Raw genomic sequence first — 18,288 nt, 5'->3', positions numbered from 1 at the left:
AAACCGTAGGTCGGCCTTTAGGCCGACACCTATGAGCCGATACGCCCATTCATCATTGCATGGTCTTATCTCATTTTCCATGACACACGCACCGTAGGTCGGCCTTTAGGTCGACACTCTAAGACCGAAAACCCGCTAATTACAAACTTTGAGCGTAATGATAAAGGGCTTTTAAGATCTGCATATTGCGCTCATTACCTTCATTCTTTGCGACTAAATCTTCAAGCTCCAGCGACTTTTGTTATGGCAGTCGTCGCAAGCTTATATCCCGCTTGGCAAGCCACCAAAACGGATCCTGCCAAAGTATTGGGAAATGGGTAACACCTAAAACCGTAGGTCGGCCTTTAGGCCGACACTCTATGACCGAAAACCCGCTAATTACAAACTTTGAGCGTAATGATAAAGGGCTTTTAAGATCTGCATATTGCGCTCATTACCTTCATTTTCTGCGACTAAATTTTCAAGCTCCAGCATAAAATCTTCGGCTGAAATTGAAGGGTTATCTTCATTATGCATCAACTTGTTTTGGCAATATTTACGCCATTTATCAAGCTCTGCAGGTGAGAGCGACTGCGGCCAATTTCTTGCCCGATAGCGAAACAGCAACGTGTTAAATTTACTGTCTTCAAAATCCAGTTCAATGGTTGCCAACTCTTCGGGCGATGCATTGCGAATGATTGCAAATTTGGCTTTATCGGCTTTGCTAGTGAAACCATCGTAGAGTTGATAATCCGGATTACTTGGTTTCTCGAATCCCTTTTCATCGCTAAAGACTTCTGCAACCTTATCTCTTAGCTCTGGATGTGCTTTAAGGTACTTTAAGTTTTCCAGGCATTGCTCGCGGTCAATTCCAAGCCTTGCTGCGTTTTCGGGCAAGAGGGTCTTAGCTGGCGCAACCAACGGGCATTTATTGATATGTACTAGTTTTAATCCAACTGGTAGCTCATCTTCACCCAATTCACTGCGTTTTGTATAAAGCCTTTGTTTGAGCGACTCAACGTCAAGGTCATTCAATACCTCCGGCGACTGTGTTAAATCAAAGCAGATCACAGCATTACTATTGATTGGGTGAAAGCTCATCGGTGCGATCCAAGTGGTGCAACCTTGTTGTGCTGGAAACATAGAAGAAACGTGTACTAAAGGCTGCATATTGAAAACGTCGATTAGGCTCGACACCGCTTTTTTATGTCTGTGATTAAAGTAGAACTCATACAGTTTTGGCTGTTTGGTTTTAATCAGTTTAGCCAGCGCAATCGTTGCGGTAACGTCACTCAAGGCATCGTGGGCTGCACCGTGCTCAATGCCATTGGCGACAGTTAAGTGTTCGAGTTTAAAACTCGGATTGCCATCTTCTCTGGTTGGCCATTCAATGCCTTCGGGGCGAAGCGCATAACAGGCTCTTACCAGATCTATGATGTCCCAGCGGCTATTACCATTTTGCCATTCACGCTCATAGGGGTCATAAAAGTTACGATAAAGGCTATAACGGGTTAGCTCATCATCAAATCGAATACTGTTATATCCAGCAACGCAGGTTTGTGGTTTGGCAAATTCCGCGTGGATCTTTGCCATAAACTCGGCCTCGGTCAGGCCTTTTTTTAGTGCTAACTGTGGTGTGATCCCTGTAACCAAACACGCCTGAGGATGCGGGAGATAGTCAGGCGCTGGTTGACAATACTCAATCAGTGGCTCACCAATAATATTGAGATCCAGATCCGTTCTGATCCCAGCAAACTGGCTTGGCCTGTCTTTTTGCGGCGTCGCACCCCAGCTCTCGTAGTCGTGCCAGAAAATAGTTGGGATGTTCTGGGCATTATTTGGTGTATCTGATTGGTTTGCATTTGTCATAAAATCAAAAAGTTATTCTACTGTTTTTGTTTGTTTTGGTTAATCATATTTGTCGTGATGGTATGACTACTGTGTAAGTTAATGTGTATATCAGTTCACACAAGTGTGTATACCGTGATAACTAAGCTGTTTGCCGCGATGCGGATACATATGATTAACGATAGACAGGCATTATCGCATAGAGGCGCGCTTAGAGTAAGGCATAACCATAGTGGATTGCCTTATTAAAACGGATCAGAGCGGTAATTGGGAAAGCTGCGTCACTTATTGACAATCAAACTGCCCAATTATCTGTTGCTCAATTACTAAATCGCGATTAAAAGCGCTTTCTTTGAAAGTTTTTCCACATAACAACCGTTATGACTACCAATAGGGTTGAGACAACAATCAAAACATTAAAATTAAGTGTGTGGTTTTCGCGGGGCGTGACTAGCAAACTTGCAATAGTGCCGCCAGAGGCTATCGCAAAGTGCTGTATCGCATTTTGCAGACTGATAAAGGTACTGCGCTCTTCTGCGTGAAGTGAGGTTATAAGTTCTGTCACTAAGATCATAGAGCGGGTAGCGCTTGCAATCACAAACAGGGTAAAAAGTCCGGCTGCAAAAATAACTGAGCTTATCGTAAAGCCAAACAAGGTCGCCAATATCATCAAGCCACTAAGAAAGTAAATTAAGTATGAGGTTGTGTGATTGTTTAGCTTTTGTCGAGCGTATAGCTGAACTGCAACAAACGAACAGACACCACTTAACAAATAGCATGCACTTAGCATCGAGCTTGAGATGCTTAAGTTGGTAATTAGCATCACCGGAAATTGAGTTGAAATTGCAAATGTACTTAACACCACAAAAAATGCGATGAACAGAGCGTATTTAAGGGTTTTGGTCGGGTTAAATGTGTTGCTTGGCATTGGGTTGCTAGCGCTGCTTTTCGAAGCTTGCTTTATGTTTGAGAGGAATATAAATGTAAATAATAGCGCTGTAATGGCTAAGCCACTTCCTAGTATCATAAACCCCAACTGCCAGCCTTGATTTGCAGTGATAAATAATAGAGCAGGGATCCCAATTGCCAAGGCGAGTGGAAAAGCACTCAGCAGTATCGCGGTGTCTTTTTTCTTGTCGTTTTCATGGCTTAGCTGGATCACCAAGTTGAGATTGAGTACTACCAATGCGCCGCCACAGATGCCAGTCAATGCACGTACGAAAAGCAAGATATAAAAACTCTCGAGTGCTGAAGTAAGCAAGGTTAACAATGTGGTTGCCGACAGAAAAATGAAGACCTTGTATTTCTCCTTTGAAAGGTTGCCGGTACCACGCACCCATAAACAAGTGAAAGCAGCGGCAATTGCATAAGCTGAAACGAGTAGTCCTGAATTTGATGGGTTGGTACCTGAACTTAGCGCCATTTCTGCACTAAAGGGCACGATGATTAATGCATCTAATGCGATTAAAAAGTGGATGACAAAACATAACCCAAATTTAGCTTTTGGGCTTGCTAAGGTGGTTATTGAAGCTGAAAACATAGACATCCTTAATTGATATAAACAAAGAAGTCTTGATTGTATTAGCCTTAATTAGGTAATAAAGTGTCAGTTATTGAATTGATAAACCCATATTCTGGGCTAACGAAATGATTGATCAGATTGACCCTCGGTGGCTTAACAGTTTCCACTGTGTTTATGAATGCTTAAGCTTCAAACAAGCGGCGGAGTTTTTGGATATCCCGACCTCCAACGTAAGTCGTCATATTGCACTACTTGAAGAAAAGCTTGATGCAAGATTGTTGGAACGAACGACAAGGCGGATCTCAGTAACAGAGGCGGGTGAACAGCTTTATGTGAGTACCAAGCCGTTAATCGATTCGCTATTGGATGCGTTGCAAGAGGTCAATAAACATGCCTCTACGCCAATGGGTCATTTGCGTATCTTAATGCCAGACATCCCCATACTTGGTCAAGCAGTGGTAACCTTTTGCGCTGCGCATCCATTAATATCAATAAGTTGTGATACCAGTCTGAGTCCAAGAGAAAACCTCTTAGATGGCTTTGATGTCGTGCTCTACTTTCATCGTGGCAAGCTTGAGGATAGCAATTGGGTGGTTAAAGAGCTGGCTCGATTACCAAGTGTCGTGGTGGCATCTCCCAGCTTGCTAGAAAAGCATACTTCGCCGTATAGATTAGCAGATTTACAATCTCTCCCTTGTATTTCAACCCTTACCGCCGTAAACGGTACTCCTTGGATATTTACCACTAAGGAAGGAAGATTGACGACAGTGAATGTTAAATCGAACTTCAGGGTAAACAGTGGGTTTATGGCCAAGTCTGCCGCCCTATCTGGAGTTGGATTTGCCATCTTACCACTGAACTCCTGTAAAGCAGAAATCAAGTCAGGCGAGTTAGTACCACTTAAGCTAGAGCAGCAACCAGAAGACCTTGTGCTTTATGCGTTTTATGCTGGCCGTAAGCATCTGGCTAAAAAAATATCAGCGTTTTTGGCACATTTAGAACATGCGCTACAATGACTATCGTTTAATTTCTACTTTAAGCCAAATCACCATTGATCGAATCTAGTAACCCAATAAGTGCATGTGCTTTTTGCTCGTCGATACTTGGAAACTTACAGCGGATCTGCTCGGGAATAGTGGCAGCTTGATGTTGCAGATCATGACCCTTACTTTGTAGTTTTACCACTCGTTTGCGCTTATCTTTTTCGTCTTTAACGATACAAAGCAGGGCTTTGTCAGTCATTTTCTTTAAGATTTGCGTCATAGCACCGCCATCGATGGCAGTTTTCTCTAGTAATTCTGCAATGCTGATTTCATCTTTCTCCCAAAGTGCCATCATGACCACATATTGAGGATAGGTTAGGTCGAGTTTTTGTAAAGATGCTCGGTAAGCACGGGCAATACCATTGGAAGCCATGTAGAGGCGGTGGCAGATTTGAGCGTCTAGTTTTAGTTGTGGGTAGTTCATCACATATTCCTACAAAGTAGCTAAGCTATATTTTAATTTGCATGCAAAGTATTTGCAATTCTAAAAAATTGACTCTATTATTTTGTGTGCAAAATAAATGTTGAATTGATTTTACTTCATCTAGAGTAAAGCCTCGCTGCGTTAGGGTGTAGGTGAATACTCTACAAGCATCAACTTAGGAGAACGAAATGAAAGAACTACAAAGTATTGCATATACGGCGAAAGCGACTGCCACAGGTGGTCGAGAAGGTGTGGCAAAATCTGACGATGGTCGTCTTGATGTTGCGCTTTCGACACCAAAAGGCTTAGGTGGTGATGATGGGCAAGGGACTAATCCAGAGCAATTGTTTGCAGCAGGTTATGCGGCGTGTTTTATTGGCGCATTAAAATTGGTGGCAGGCAAAGCAAAGGTGAAGCTGCCAGAAGACACACATATTAACTCTGAAGTGTCTATTGGGCCAATTGAAGGTGGCTTCGGGATAGCGGTGAAATTGGCGGTATCGGTTGGCGACTTAGACAAAGACACGGCGCAGTCACTCGTTGAAAAAGCTCACGAAGTTTGCCCATATTCAAATGCTACTCGTGGCAATATTGCGGTTGAGCTTTCAGTTATTTAACTAGCCTGAGGTTTGGATAAGGAATGAACTAACTAACTGTTTTTTAATCACCTTAAACTATCTTCTTACCTAGCCAGAGAGTTTTGAGGATAACAAGGCGAATTTACGTACCAATAGCTGGCTATTGGAAGTGAATTCAACGCAGTTAGCGTTAAAACTGGCTGCTAGAAAGGCATTAATTATCCGAAGCTCAGGTTAACTCACTTAAGTGGGTTAGAGCCAGTGTATTTTGACGCTGGCTTATGTGTTTTCTAAAGGGTCGGTGACTTTAAAGCAGTGAATATCACCACCCGTTCTAAAATCAACACGTTTAACTTGTTCAACGATTTCCACTGTATTATAGCCGTTGAGTAAACCAAACATCGCTGCTTGCTGGCCCGAGCCGATGGCATAAGATTGCGCTAAGGGTTCGGATTTATAGGTGCCCCTTTTTACACAACCATACCAAACGCCTTTTTTGGGGTGATATTTAATGAATTCCAGACTCTCAATCGTATCAAACTGATTATTTGAAAAGTTGTGCTGCAAATTGTATATATCGCATGTTTGCCCGGTGCAAAACACTCTCCAGCCGTGATAATCAAACCACTTTTGAGCGTTATCGGTAACGATGATCTTGTCGGTAGTGGTTCTACTATCACAGGCTATTTCTGCTGTTTTCGCGTTATAGACAATGGTTGTCATTCCTTTTGACTCCTATGAAATTACATTCGATGAAACTAGTGCACGTAAAAATGCAGATGGTATAAAGACTTGAATGCTAATTGAATGTTGCACTAGAAGAAGTTTACCTGAGGTGAATGTCTGCGCTTTTTAGTTTCAGACAAGGATTATAAGAATTTTACGATGTTATTCAATTGTAACTAAGTGAGCTTTCTTCAATTTAGCTTATTACATCTAGCCAACTAAAATGGGGCGAAATTGACCGTTAACTCACAATCGTATTTATCACTTCATAAAGTTTTTTCATATCTATCGGTTTTGCGACGCAATTATCAAATCCAAGTTGCTGATAATTTTCTAAATCTCCCGACATTACATTGGCTGTGACGGCAATAAGCGGAGTTGTTTTATCTTGTTCTCTGACTTCTGAGCATACTTTTAGGCCATCTTTTTTTGGCATCTGAATATCGACAAAAAAGATATCAGGTTTCAATTCGTGATAAAGCTCTATCGCTTCTTCACCATCCTGAGCTATGACAAGATTCGCTTCAGTTGGTTTAATCATGGCACTAAATATTTTTTGATTTAGGGGATTATCTTCAGCGAGTAGCAGGTTTTTATCTTTCAAGGCGGGTATAGCATGCAAGTCTTGCATGATAGATTGTTCAGGTGCTTCGCAAATCTCGAGTACGAGCTCAACTTTAAACTCACTGCCAACGCCTTCTTTACTCGTAACCGTAACACGACCATCCATTAGCTCGGCGAGTTGTTTAACAATTGCAAGTCCAAGCCCAGTACCACCATATTTTCTGGTGGTCGATGAATCCGCTTGCTGAAAGCGAGTAAATAACTTCTTGAGCGCAATTTCAGAAATACCTGCGCCGGTATCGATTACACGTATGGAGAGGTGTTTACCGCCATCTTGAAGTATAACGGTTACCGCGCCGTCACTGGTAAATTTAACGGCATTGGATATTAAATTTCGTAGTATTTGCTTTAGTCGCAGTGAATCTCCAAATCGGTAAGGGTTTGCTAGGTCCTCAGTCTGAATAATCAGGTCAATTTGCTTGGTGCTTGCAGCATGGGCAAACTCTTGCTTTACTTCAGTGACAATATTTCTAATATCCACCGTTGCTGACTCCATTTTTAGTTCACCAGCTTCAATTTTAGAGAAATCAAGTAAGTCGTTGAGTAGGCTAAGTAATGTTTCTGTGGACGTCATGCCTTGTGCAATTAGTTCCTTGGAATCTGCTGCACTTTTATGGTGCTTCATTAACTGAAATACCCCATAGATGCCGTTAAGTGGGGTTCTTAATTCGTGGCTCATGTTCGCCAAAAAGTGACTTTTTGCCCGCTCTGAACTTTGTGCTTTTACTTTTTCACTTTCAAGCGAGCTGATCTGCTCTTTGATTTGCTTCGCAAGTTGGTTAAGGGTCATTTGAAGTGTTCTTAATTCTCTAAATTCAAAATCGCTTTTCGCAGAAACGTAATGCCCTCGTTTCAGTCGTTCACAATGACGTTCAAGTGCTTGCATCGGATTGGTCAACCGTTTTGCTAATCGGCGTAAATACCAGGTAAGTAATACCACTAGCATCAACCCGATAAACACGATGTATAACACCGCGCGTAAAATATCGTTACTATATACTTCGGCTTCTCGTTGTAGCTGTAAATCAAGTTCAACAAAATCGTCTTTTAGTGAATAAACAGCACTGCGGTATACACCTTCAGTGGCATCTGATGAATGTGTACCCTCAAGTACAAGGTCTTGACTGGTGAACCAGATAGAGCCTTTTTCCTGATTGGAATCTAAAAATGGTCCGAGATCGACTTCAAGGAAAAGCACACCTGTATATTTATAAGGACGCATTAACGACGATAATTTTTGTCTAAGGGGAATGGCGAGAAATAGCTTGGCCTGATCCGACGGTTTCTTTTCAAGGCTTTCAACAGGGACAACCAGTTTGTCGATTTTCAATGTGCGTCGCTGCTGCGAGAGAACCTTGTTTGTATGCTCGCTAAATACGGAATTGTTCCAACGTAGGGTATCAAAAGGATATCCCTCGACGGTAAACACTGAGCCGTCGTTGATAAACGCAGACTTCACCATGTCGGTATTGTCGACTAAGTTAGTTAGCGCCTTAACCGCGTGTTGAGTAAACAGTAGATCGTTCGGTAAGGTAGATAAAATATGGTCTTCACTTAACGGTGCAACTTGATAGATCAGCTCATTGACTTGTGCTTTAAAGTCGTTGATAAGACTTGCGCCAGTGCGTTTCACGTCTTCTTGTTCTAAGGTTGCCTTTTGTTGCATCAGGGAAAAACCAACCATCGCAACCAGTACAATGAGGAAGAGAGAGAATAATGCCGTAATTTTTCTTTTTATTTCATCAACGATGCTGCGATTTGCTTTCATTCTGTCCCGACTTTGTGACAATAAATTGCATATATTGCGTCGTTTCTTCGACACTATACACACCACCTAAATAGCGTGTTAGTCCCTTTAACATGGCTTCCCAAATATAGGCCATAATTGGTTCATTGGGTTGTGGATAGGTTTGTTGTAAAGAAGCGATCAGTTGAGAAAGTGCCTTGTCGCCGCGTTTTGTAAGTTCAGCCAAACTTTCACCGTTTGCCGGCAGCGCATTGAGTTCATCCCACAGTTTATCTTGTATCTTTTGGCTTTGCATAAAGTCAACAAGCTGCTTTAGATACGGACCTTTTCTAGAGTCTATGCCATTGGCAGGAAAAGCCAGTACATGAGACGATGCGAGAGACATTAGTTGATGATTACCCCATCTTGGTAAAGGCGCGATGGCTAAATCGTCTTTAAGCTTGTCTTTAAGTTGACGATATGCCCAAATTCCATTCACAAAATAATCGAGCTTGCCAGTCTTAAACCGACTCATTAAGCATTGGTAAGCACAGTCAGCGTCTATGACGTCACTGTTGAGAAGTGATTGATAATTGGAAATTGCGAGGCGCATCGCTTTGGTGTCAAGCTGTGGTACGCCTGCCTGGATGAGGTTAGGCTGAAGTGCATTCGCAAAGGTCACAAACCAATACATTTCATAAAAATTCCAGCCGAGCGTAGGTTTGTCTGCAACAGTTTGTTGGGTGTAGCTTTGTAAGTCGGTAATTGGATGTGGCGCAAGTGCGCGGTTGTAATAGAGTATTAGGTGGTTACCGTACATAATTGGTACACCCTTAAGCTCGCCATTGACCTTGCTGTTTTCAATGACTTTCTGTGTGAGCTTATTGCTTAACCAAGACTTTGGTACCTGAGAAAATTGCAGTTCCGTCAATCCCATATAATCGCTGGGAATAATAACAGCATCTGGTAACTGTAAGGCATCTGCATACAACAATAACTCACTTTTCAACTGATTGTTGTTAAAGGCAAGAATGTTAACTTTAATACCCGTTTTTTCACTGAACTCTTCAAATAATGGCTGAAAATCAAAGTTCTCAAGTCCAACCGCAACATCTATCTCTGGCCGTTCATTTGCACGGGCGTTTACTGGGTTATAAACCAAAAGAAGTAACATGAACACCAAGCAAAGCATTTTACCTAGCATATCAATACGCTTCCTTTTCGGGCCTGAAAGACATTTTAATGTTGCTCGGCATTAGGCGTATCTTACATAAACTAATCGGATGTGCTTGTTATTGTAGACCAAATTTCTCTGATTTAAATTCTTTTCAGAATGACAAATTCCATTTATTGGGCCATTCAACTCTATTTCAGTCGTGAATAATTCACTAAAACACGATAAAATAACAGCCAAATAAGAACGATGAGTACATCCTTGCTATGAAAAAAGGGTTTATGCTGGTCTGCGATGGCAGCAATGGCGCTGGAAAAACGACGGTTATAGCCGGATTGGAAGCGCATTTAAAACAACGCGGTATTGAAGTTGTGATGACTCGTGAACCCGGTGGAACAGAGATCTCAGAGAAGATCAGAGAAATCATTCTAGATCCCTCAACCCCCGAAATGACAGACATGACGGAGCTTATGTTGTTTGGGGCCGCGCGTGCTCAGCATGTTCGTGAAAAAATTATTCCAGCACTCGAGCAAGGCAAAGTCGTTATTTCTGATCGATTTGACGCTGCAACTTTTAGTTTTCAACACTATGCAAGAGGGCTAGATCTTGCCACCATCACAACCATTAATCAGCTTGCGCTCGGCGGCTTTCGTCCAGACATGAATTTGATTTTGGACTTGGATCCCGAAGAGGGCTTAAAGCGAGTCAAATCAAGAGGTGAGGGGCTAGATAGGCTTGAGGATGAAAAGCAACAATTTTTGCAGCGCGCACGTGAGGGCTATCTCGTTCAAGCGAAAAGTGACCCTGAACGATTCACTGTAATTGATGCCAGTCAAAGTAAAGCACAGGTACTTGAGCAAAGTATTGAACTGCTTGATAGCTTGATAGCCAAACACTTTACAGTGGATGGCAATGAATAATTTGCTTCCAAGTTGGCACAGCAGCGCTTTGAGTTATCTTGCTCGGGCACAGCAAAATGGTCGTTTGCACCATGCTCAGTTGCTATCGGGTAAAAAAGGAGTGGGAAAGTCTCTGCTTGCGGCGCACTTGGCAGATGCACTTTTGTGCTTACATCCGCAAAATCTTACTGCCTGTGGGCAATGTAAGTCGTGTAACTTGAACTTAGCTGGTAATCACCCAGATAGACTGAGTGTCGTGCCTGAGGGAAAATCAATCGGGGTAGATGAAATTCGAGAAATTACGCATTTTTTGAACCATTCTGCGCAGCAAGGCGGTAATAAAGTCGCGTTGATTGAACAAGCGCATCTGATGACCCGTTCAGCCGCTAATGCGCTGTTAAAAACACTTGAAGAGCCAAATGCTAATCGTTATTTGGTCGTTACCAGTGATGACGACAGTAAGTTACCTGCCACCATTTTGAGCCGTTGTAATAAAGTGGCAATTCACTCTCCCAATCAAGCAGAGGCTGCACAGTGGCTGGCTGCTAAAAATGTCGCTTGTGATTTTCCTTGGTTTGATGAATTTTCTCTTCAGCCCTTTATTATCGAAGCGTGGCAACAAGAAGGTGTGCTTGAGGATGTGACTGCGCTTTATCACGCGGCGAATCAATTAACAGCAGAAAGTGCGCAAATGGTTGAAAAGATTTTATTAAAGCAAAGCGCAATGAGCGATGTATTTGCCCGTTTTTTGCTTAATCGCCTTAAAGGGGCGATGACACAAGGAAATGGCTTGAGTTTTACCCAGTATCAAGACTTAGTGAGCTTGATACATCGGTTTATGTACGAACAGAAAAATGTGTTAGGGTTAAATCAAAACCTTAGTATTTCTAATTTACTTTTTGCCTTACAAAAACAGCTATAAAGAGGTGGCGCATGCAAGAGTTACTTGCGGATTTTGAAGATTTAGATGAGCTATATCGTTGTTATATGCCATTTCTGAAATCCGGTGGCATATTTATCAAGTCCAATGCCCATTTTGATATGGGGCAAGAATTAAAGCTCAGAGTCACCTTGCCTGACGCTCTAGAAGCGGACGAAGTCAACGTAGTGGTTGCTTGGTTAACACCGCAAGGTGCACAAAATTCTAATCCTTCGGGTGTTGGTGTTGCGTTTGTAGACGCGCCAGCTCTGAACGATAAAATAAATAAGCTTTTGGGTGCGACTTTGCATTCAGATAAACCAACTTACACCATGTAGAGCCAGTATGATTGTAGACTCTCACTGTCATTTAGATAGACTTGATTTTGAAAAGTTAGGCCTAAGCCTTGAAGAAGTACTCAGTAACGCGAGACAAAAACAAGTAGAACACTTTTTATGCGTTAGCGTGACACTAGACCAATTTCCATCGATGTTAGAAAAAATAGCCCATTTTGATGATGTTTCTGCATCTTGTGGGGTACATCCATTGGATCAAAAAGATAAACTGGATGTTGAAAGGCTAGTGCAACTAGCAAGTAATGATAAGGTCGTTGCTATTGGTGAAACTGGATTAGATTATTATTATTCAAAAGATACGCACCAGGTACAGCAAGAAAGCTTTGCTGGACATATCGATGTGGCTAACCAGTTGCAAAAACCACTGATCATTCATACTCGTGATGCAAAAGCAGACACGATAGACATCATGCGTGCCCACAATGCGCAAAATTGCGGTGGTGTGCTGCACTGTTTTACCGAAGATTGGCCGATGGCAAAGCAGGCATTAGACCTTGGTTTTTACATTTCAATCTCTGGTATTGTGACGTTTAAAAATGCGACGGCGCTTCAGGAAGTTGTTAAGCAAATCCCTATGGACCGATTGCTTATTGAAACCGACTCACCTTACCTTGCACCTGTACCACATCGTGGTAAAACTAACCAACCTGCTTATGTACAAGACGTTGCATATTATATTGCTGACTTAAAAGGGGTGAGCTACAAAGCGCTTGCAGAGCAAACCACGAATAACTTTTACTCTTTATTTAATTTGGTGAAACGCCAAGATGGTAGCACAACTTAATCAGCTACCTCAGGTGTTGATGGGCCCGCTGGTTCGCCGAGCTGAGCAGAATAAAATTTGTATTCAGGTAGTTACTTGTGAAGCCGTGGATATCTCGGCTTCGTTATTGGCCCATCAAAGTCGATGTGAGGTTGAGACATTTCAGCTCGGTGCAGCCTGCTTTTTGCATTTTTTGCTGATATGCAGCGAGAAGGCTCTGCCAACAGCGCAGCTGCTCGAGTATCAAGTGCTTATTAACGGTGCCGCGTATAAGCCAGATTATCTGCGTTACGGAGAAGAGCTCAGCTTTGCGATACCTGCTGTGCTCAACCAAATACTACATGGCTCATGCCGTAACCCGCATCATCACGCTAAAGACAGTTTACATACTGCGGATCAGTGGCAGGAGCAGCAGCGCGAGCTTGGTGAGGTAGGTGCTGATTTGTGTATTTTTTCTGGTGATCAGATCTACGCAGATGATGTTGCCGGCGCCATGTTGTTGGCTATTCACCAACTTATAGCAAGGTTAGGTTTGTTCAGAGAAACCAACTTGCCAATGCACCTACCTGCTGATCAGCAAGCTCAACTTTACCATCGTCACTTATATCTACCGAAGACGCCATGGCAGGAGCGCTCAAAGTTTTCACCGGGCTATTGGTTTCGAAAGGATGAACCGCACTTTTCTAGTGTTAAGGCCTTTAATCACCTCATTTTCTTCGAAGAGTTTGTCGCCTGTTACCTGTTAAACTTCTCTCATCTTGCTTGGCAATTGGTTAACTTTGATGCGCTTCATTATGACGGTGGCAACGACAAAGTTAGGCGAATATTTGAGTCTGAACTTGACGCGCTAAAAGGCTTTGTTGAAACATTGCCTAGTGCTGAGCGGTTGTGTGCGAACGTGCCCATTTTAATGATGTTTGATGACCATGATGTAACCGATGATTGGAATTTGACGGCTAAATGGGAACAGGCAATTGCAAACCATAAAGTGAGTCGCCGTATAATCAGTAATGGCATTATTAGCTATTGGCTGTTTCAAGGCATTGGTAATGATGCGTTTGAGTATAGCGGGGCGCTGACATCAGGTTTTAATTCAAGCTTGATTGACAACGAATGGCACTTTTCGGCGTTTGACAAACAAGTTCGCCGATTCACACATTGGCATTATTGTTTAGATACGTTTCCAAAAGTGGTGGTGCTAGATACCCGTACACATCGCTGGCGTAATGAACAAGATTTCAATGAACCGAGTGGTTTACTCGACTGGGAAATGTTGATGGAGCTACAAGACACGCTTATCGACCACAGTGCAGTATTGATGGTCAGTCCTGCGCCAGTATTTGGGGTAAAGGCAATCGAAACCATACAAGCTGTATTTAATGCGTGTGGTGAGCCGTTAATGGTAGATGTGGAAAATTGGATGGCGCATGAAGGGGCCGCGAAAAAACTCATTGAAATTTTTAAGCGTCCAGATACACCCAAAGAAACCATTATACTCTCCGGCGATGTGCATTATTCGTTTTGCTTTTCGGTTCAGGCTCGTTTTGGTCGTCATGATAACCGCATTTGGCAGTTAACAGCATCAGGGATAAAAAATGAATTTCCAAAGCCGCTTATCAATATTTTAGATAAGATGGACACGATTTTGTATGCCAAATATAGTCCTTTGAATCTCTTTACAAAACGTTGGCAGCTATCTGTAAGTAAGCATCCTTCATCGCTAAAAAAACATGGTTACTTGGTGTCTGATTCTGCGATTAGCTTAGTAACGCTTGAAAACGGCTTGCTAGAGAAGTATGAACTACTGCACGGTACTGGGATCCACAGTCATTTTGAGTTGTAAGATTTGAGTGTTGAATGAATCGTTTTCTGCGATTTATAGCTAAGCGTAGCTAGTTGAAGCTTTGCTTTCCTGAACCTAGCGGCTAGCGTTAAGTACCAAATCCACCAAAAAATCATTGTTCTTTTTCACTTTTGCTATAGTTAATATAATGCGGGCTAACATCTCGACTATATGACACCACTCAAGCACATGTACCTGTTCGTTGTACCATGCAGCACACTGAAATGGTTTTGTGTGTTGTTGTTATTGTTGTCACCGAGCTTTCCTTGTGTCGCCAATTTTCCCGAGTTTAGTGATACGGCGCAGATTATGCGACGCTATGACTATAATTCTGGTCTCAGTCAAGTCACCATCACTGCCATTACGCAAGATCAACTCGGGTATATTTGGGTTGGTACTCAGTCCGGCCTAAATCGTTTTGATGGTCACGACTTTGTTCAATTTGAAGTAAAACAGAACTCCAAACATCATCTCTCCGGTGGTTTTATTACCTCACTATGCCACAGTGGCAAATATATCTGGATTGGAACAAGCACAGGACTTAGCATTTACGATACTGAAGCGGGGACCTTTCGCTCTATTTTAGCTGCACAAAATGAGGCAGTTAGTTCTGATAGGGTCAAGAAAGTGGCCTGTTATGGTGAATCAGTCACTGTGTCAACAGAGGAAGGCGATGCTTACCGAGTTAACTACCAAACCTTGAAGCCTGAAAAGCTTTATTTAATTGGAGCATTTGTTCGTGAGGTTCAAGAAACGAGGGAGGCGTTTATTTACCTCAATGCGGATGGCTTAGTCAGTCAGCCAAAAGACAAGGTCGGTGCGAATGTATTGCTGGAGGGAGAGTTTAAAACACTGGCGCTGTCTCACGGACGAGTATTCGTTGTTGATGCGGATGATAAAATCATTAGTTTTGACACTCAGTTTAATAAAGTGCAATGGCAAAAGTCGGTCAGCGCGAAAGTAAATCTTAGCATTCATCAAATTAAAGTAAGGGCGAATGAAATACTCGTCGCAGCTAATACAGGCGTATTTATTCTAGACTTGCAAGGCAATATTAAACGTCATTGGTATCGTCGTGCAGAGCAATATGACGGACTGCAAGACAATAACGTGCTAAGTGTTCAACGAGATAGAAATGGCGATTTGTGGATTGGTACAGAATCTCAAGGGTTACACTTTTTTAGCCAACTGAGCGAGTCGTTTGGCCATGTTGGAGAACAAAACTTTCCACATGCCCCTTTGGGGCATCCTGATGTCAGAAATTTCGCGTTAGATAGTAGTGAGCGCTTTTGGATAGGCACGTCATCTGGCTTGTATATTTATCAAAATTCAAGCTTTATTGAAGCGCATCGGATTTTTCCAAGTTTGTCCGCCATTAAAGGAAGTTTTATCACTCAGGTAAAAATTTACGATCATACTTTGTGGGTGACAACGAGAGGAGACGGTGTTGTCAGGTATGCCCTAACTGAAGGGGAATATAGTCATTTAATGCCAGACTCCGATAATGGACCAGAACTTAGTTTTAATGATGTCATCGAGTATCAATCTCAGATTTTAGTAAGTTCAAGGACGCTAGGTCTAATGAGGTACGACGAAGAGTCGAAAGTGTTAGTGCAGTTTTTTGAAAACCGTCCAAATGCGCCTTCGCATGTGTCTTCGTTTAAAGTGGTCGGGCAGGACTTATGGTTCGGATCGATAGGTGAGGGCCTATTTAAGTTTAGTAAAGGTCAGCTTCATAACCTCACCACGCAAGATGGCTTAAAGTCGAACTTGGTTTTTATGATAGATGAAGATCCGTGGCAACGTATCTGGGTTGCGAGTGAAGCGGGGATTAGTTTAGTTGATAAACAAATGAAAGTTATTCGAACTATTGGTGAACAAGAGGGACTAGGAAACCAAGCCGTATGGGGGCTGGTTTACGATGACTACGAGTACATGTGGCTTGGCACCAGTGGTGGGCTGTCGCGCGTAAATGTAATGGATTTTACCATTGACAACTTCCTACCTATTGACGGTGTGCAAGCGCATGAATTTAACTATAATGCTGCTTGGAAAGCCCCTGATGGCAGAATCTTTATGGGAGGTGCTAAAGGGTTTAATCAGTTTTTTCCTCAGAATGTATCAATTTCAAACACCGCACGGCCTATTTTGGTCTCTACAATCGAATTATTGGGTGAACCATTGAAGCCAAGTCTCGATGGGATCCTTACTGTTGCGCCAGAGCTGGCGGGGTCATTGCGACTGCGCTATGACCAAAATATCATATCGTTACAATACTCTAGTTTAGACTTTGGCTCTGAAAAGCTGAATTTTTATTATCGTGTTAAAGGGCTAAGCGATAAATGGTTAAAACTTGCAAATGGAACAAGGCAAATAAATTTACTCCAGCTTGAGCCAGGCACCTATCGAGTAGAAACCTATACCGTTAACCGTTTTAATATGCAGTCTCCAGTTCATGAGTTTAGTATTCATATCGATGCTCCAATTTGGTGGAATACGTACTCAAAGGCTCTCTATACATTCATCATTGTGCTTATTATCGCTGCATTTGTTAGAGCGAGACAACAACGCTACCAGCAAGTGCTGCGGGATAATCAGAAAATGTCCGCGCTCCAAGAGCGGTTAGAGTTGTCGTTGTGGGCAAGTGGTGATGAACTTTGGGATTGGCATGTTGAGTCCGGTAAAATTTATCGTTACAGCGTGAATCCAAGGATCGACTTTAATGAACTCCAAGATAAACTTATTCTCAATGAGCTTGACCAGTTTGTACATCCTAAGGATTGTGTGTTACTTGAGGAGTGCCTCCAGTCCTGTGTCGACGGTAGTGAAGACGTGTATGAATTGTCTATTCGCGTCAAAGATCAACAAGGAAAGTGGATCTGGGTATTAGATAGAGGAAAGGTGGTGGCACGAGACGATAACGGCAGAGCAATACGGATAGCGGGGGCATTGAAAGATATTGCTGATCTGAAAGCACATCAACAAGCTTTGCAGTCGCTAAATGAGCAACTTGAGATAAAAGTCGCGATGCGTACCGATGAGCTTTATAAAAAGAACCAGAAACTCGAGAAAGCAATGTTTGAGTTAAAGCAAGCACAAGAAGACTTGATTGAAAGTGAAAAAATGGCCTCGTTGGGTGTTGTGGTTGCAGGGGTTGCACATGAAATCAACACACCGTTAGGTATTGCTATCACAGCACTTTCGCACAATGAAGATTGTTTATCTCAGCTGGTAGAAAAACTTGAGAATAAGACACTTAAGCAAAAAGACTTAGTCACTTCCATCGATGCACAGCAGGAAGGGTACCTACTGATCAGTCGCAATTTACAAAGAGCAGAAAGTCTTATCAGTAATTTTAAGCAAGTCGCGGTGGATCAATCAAGCGAGACCGAACGCGATATTAACCTACTCGAATATATCAATGATGTATTCGAGTCGTTAAAACCATTGGCTAAAAATAAAGAAGTATATTTGTCTATCGAGGGTAATGCTAAAGTCAATCTCTCTACCTATCCGGGGGCAGTTTATCAAATAATGGCAAACCTATTTAACAATTCTATTATCCATGGGTTTGAGGGAAGTGCATCTGGCACTGTTAACGTGTTAGTCGAGGCTACAGATAGCTACTGGTCTATCGTATACCGCGACAATGGTGTCGGTATGGACGAAGCAATGCAAAAAACGTTATTTGAACCATTTGTTACGACAAAGCGTAATCAAGGCGGATGTGGATTAGGTATGCATATTGTTTATAATTTAGTAACGCAACTTCTAAAGGGCGAGATCCGCTGTAAAACGGCGAAATTGCAAGGTGTCGAAATTACGATAAAAGTACCGTTAAAGAAATTAACGACTGAAAATTAA

General features: G+C 42.4%; 14 protein-coding genes. 8 read left to right on the top strand and 6 right to left on the bottom strand.

The features are described from left to right. Nucleotides 1-378: 378 nt before the first annotated feature. Nucleotides 379-1,848, bottom strand: a complete 1,470-nt coding sequence (sbcB, locus tag CWC29_RS07930) for an exodeoxyribonuclease I (protein WP_128726042.1) — start codon at nucleotides 1,846-1,848, stop codon at nucleotides 379-381. Nucleotides 1,849-2,164: 316 nt separating this feature from the next. After that, complete coding sequence (locus CWC29_RS07925) at nucleotides 2,165-3,367, bottom strand: MFS transporter (protein WP_138524764.1); 1,203 nt, start codon at nucleotides 3,365-3,367, stop codon at nucleotides 2,165-2,167. Nucleotides 3,368-3,474: 107 nt separating this feature from the next. On the opposite strand from CWC29_RS07925, the gene CWC29_RS07920 reads away from it, so the two are divergent. Then, nucleotides 3,475-4,365, top strand: a complete 891-nt coding sequence (locus CWC29_RS07920) for a LysR family transcriptional regulator (RefSeq protein ID WP_128726044.1) — start codon at nucleotides 3,475-3,477, stop codon at nucleotides 4,363-4,365. A 19-nt stretch (nucleotides 4,366-4,384) separates the two neighbouring features. On the opposite strand, the gene CWC29_RS07915 is transcribed toward CWC29_RS07920, so the two are convergent. Then, on the bottom strand, nucleotides 4,385-4,816 hold the full coding sequence (locus CWC29_RS07915; RefSeq protein WP_128726045.1) for a MarR family winged helix-turn-helix transcriptional regulator: 432 nt from the start codon (nucleotides 4,814-4,816) through the stop codon (nucleotides 4,385-4,387). Nucleotides 4,817-5,004: 188 nt separating this feature from the next. Here CWC29_RS07915 and CWC29_RS07910 point away from each other — a divergent pair, with 188 nt between their 5' ends. After that, nucleotides 5,005-5,433 (top strand): organic hydroperoxide resistance protein, encoded by a 429-nt coding sequence (locus CWC29_RS07910; protein WP_010604667.1) that lies wholly within the window; start codon nucleotides 5,005-5,007, stop codon nucleotides 5,431-5,433. Between the two features lie 240 nt (nucleotides 5,434-5,673). Here the strand turns inward: CWC29_RS07910 and CWC29_RS07905 are convergent, their stop codons facing one another. The 3 genes from CWC29_RS07905 to CWC29_RS07895 form a co-directional block, all read right to left on the bottom strand. Further along, the gene (locus CWC29_RS07905; RefSeq protein ID WP_128726046.1) at nucleotides 5,674-6,117 is read right to left on the bottom strand and encodes a hypothetical protein; all 444 of its coding nucleotides are present in this window, start codon (nucleotides 6,115-6,117) and stop codon (nucleotides 5,674-5,676) included. A 244-nt stretch (nucleotides 6,118-6,361) separates the two neighbouring features. Next, nucleotides 6,362-8,512 carry an ATP-binding protein gene (locus CWC29_RS07900; RefSeq protein WP_128726047.1) on the bottom strand — a complete coding sequence of 717 codons (2,151 nt, stop codon included), beginning with the start codon at nucleotides 8,510-8,512 and terminating at the stop codon, nucleotides 6,362-6,364. Beyond that, nucleotides 8,487-9,674, bottom strand: a complete 1,188-nt coding sequence (locus CWC29_RS07895) for a sugar ABC transporter substrate-binding protein (RefSeq protein ID WP_138524766.1) — start codon at nucleotides 9,672-9,674, stop codon at nucleotides 8,487-8,489. Before CWC29_RS07895 ends, CWC29_RS07900 begins: the two co-directional genes overlap by 26 nt. A gap of 236 nt (nucleotides 9,675-9,910) precedes the next feature. On the opposite strand from CWC29_RS07895, the gene tmk reads away from it, so the two are divergent. The 6 genes from tmk to CWC29_RS07865 all read left to right on the top strand — a co-directional run bounded on the left by tmk (nucleotide 9,911) and on the right by CWC29_RS07865 (nucleotide 18,288). Next, nucleotides 9,911-10,564: a dTMP kinase gene (gene tmk / locus CWC29_RS07890; protein ID WP_128726049.1), complete on the top strand. Its 654-nt coding sequence runs from the start codon at nucleotides 9,911-9,913 to the stop codon at nucleotides 10,562-10,564. Beyond that, nucleotides 10,557-11,465: a DNA polymerase III subunit delta' gene (holB, locus tag CWC29_RS07885; RefSeq protein ID WP_128726050.1), complete on the top strand. Its 909-nt coding sequence runs from the start codon at nucleotides 10,557-10,559 to the stop codon at nucleotides 11,463-11,465. The genes tmk and holB overlap by 8 nt, the downstream gene beginning before the upstream one ends. Before the next feature lie 11 nt (nucleotides 11,466-11,476). After that, entirely contained in the window at nucleotides 11,477-11,800 is a 324-nt protein-coding gene (locus tag CWC29_RS07880; protein WP_128726051.1) for a PilZ domain-containing protein, read from the top strand. A gap of 7 nt (nucleotides 11,801-11,807) precedes the next feature. Further along, nucleotides 11,808-12,602: a TatD family hydrolase gene (locus CWC29_RS07875; protein WP_010604674.1), complete on the top strand. Its 795-nt coding sequence runs from the start codon at nucleotides 11,808-11,810 to the stop codon at nucleotides 12,600-12,602. Next, a complete protein-coding gene (locus CWC29_RS07870; RefSeq protein WP_128726052.1) occupies nucleotides 12,586-14,424 on the top strand; it encodes an alkaline phosphatase D family protein in 1,839 nt (612 codons plus the stop codon). The genes CWC29_RS07875 and CWC29_RS07870 overlap by 17 nt, the downstream gene beginning before the upstream one ends. 309 nt (nucleotides 14,425-14,733) lie before the next feature. Continuing rightward, nucleotides 14,734-18,288, top strand: a complete 3,555-nt coding sequence (locus CWC29_RS07865; protein ID WP_235956546.1) for a sensor histidine kinase — start codon at nucleotides 14,734-14,736, stop codon at nucleotides 18,286-18,288.

Origin of the sequence: Pseudoalteromonas galatheae, from assembly GCF_005886105.2 — a bacterium.
In the GTDB taxonomy this organism is placed as follows: Bacteria; Pseudomonadota; Gammaproteobacteria; order Enterobacterales; family Alteromonadaceae; genus Pseudoalteromonas; species Pseudoalteromonas galatheae.
Note: the sequence above shows the minus strand (reverse complement) of the source record. Positions and strands in the feature narration are given on the sequence as shown.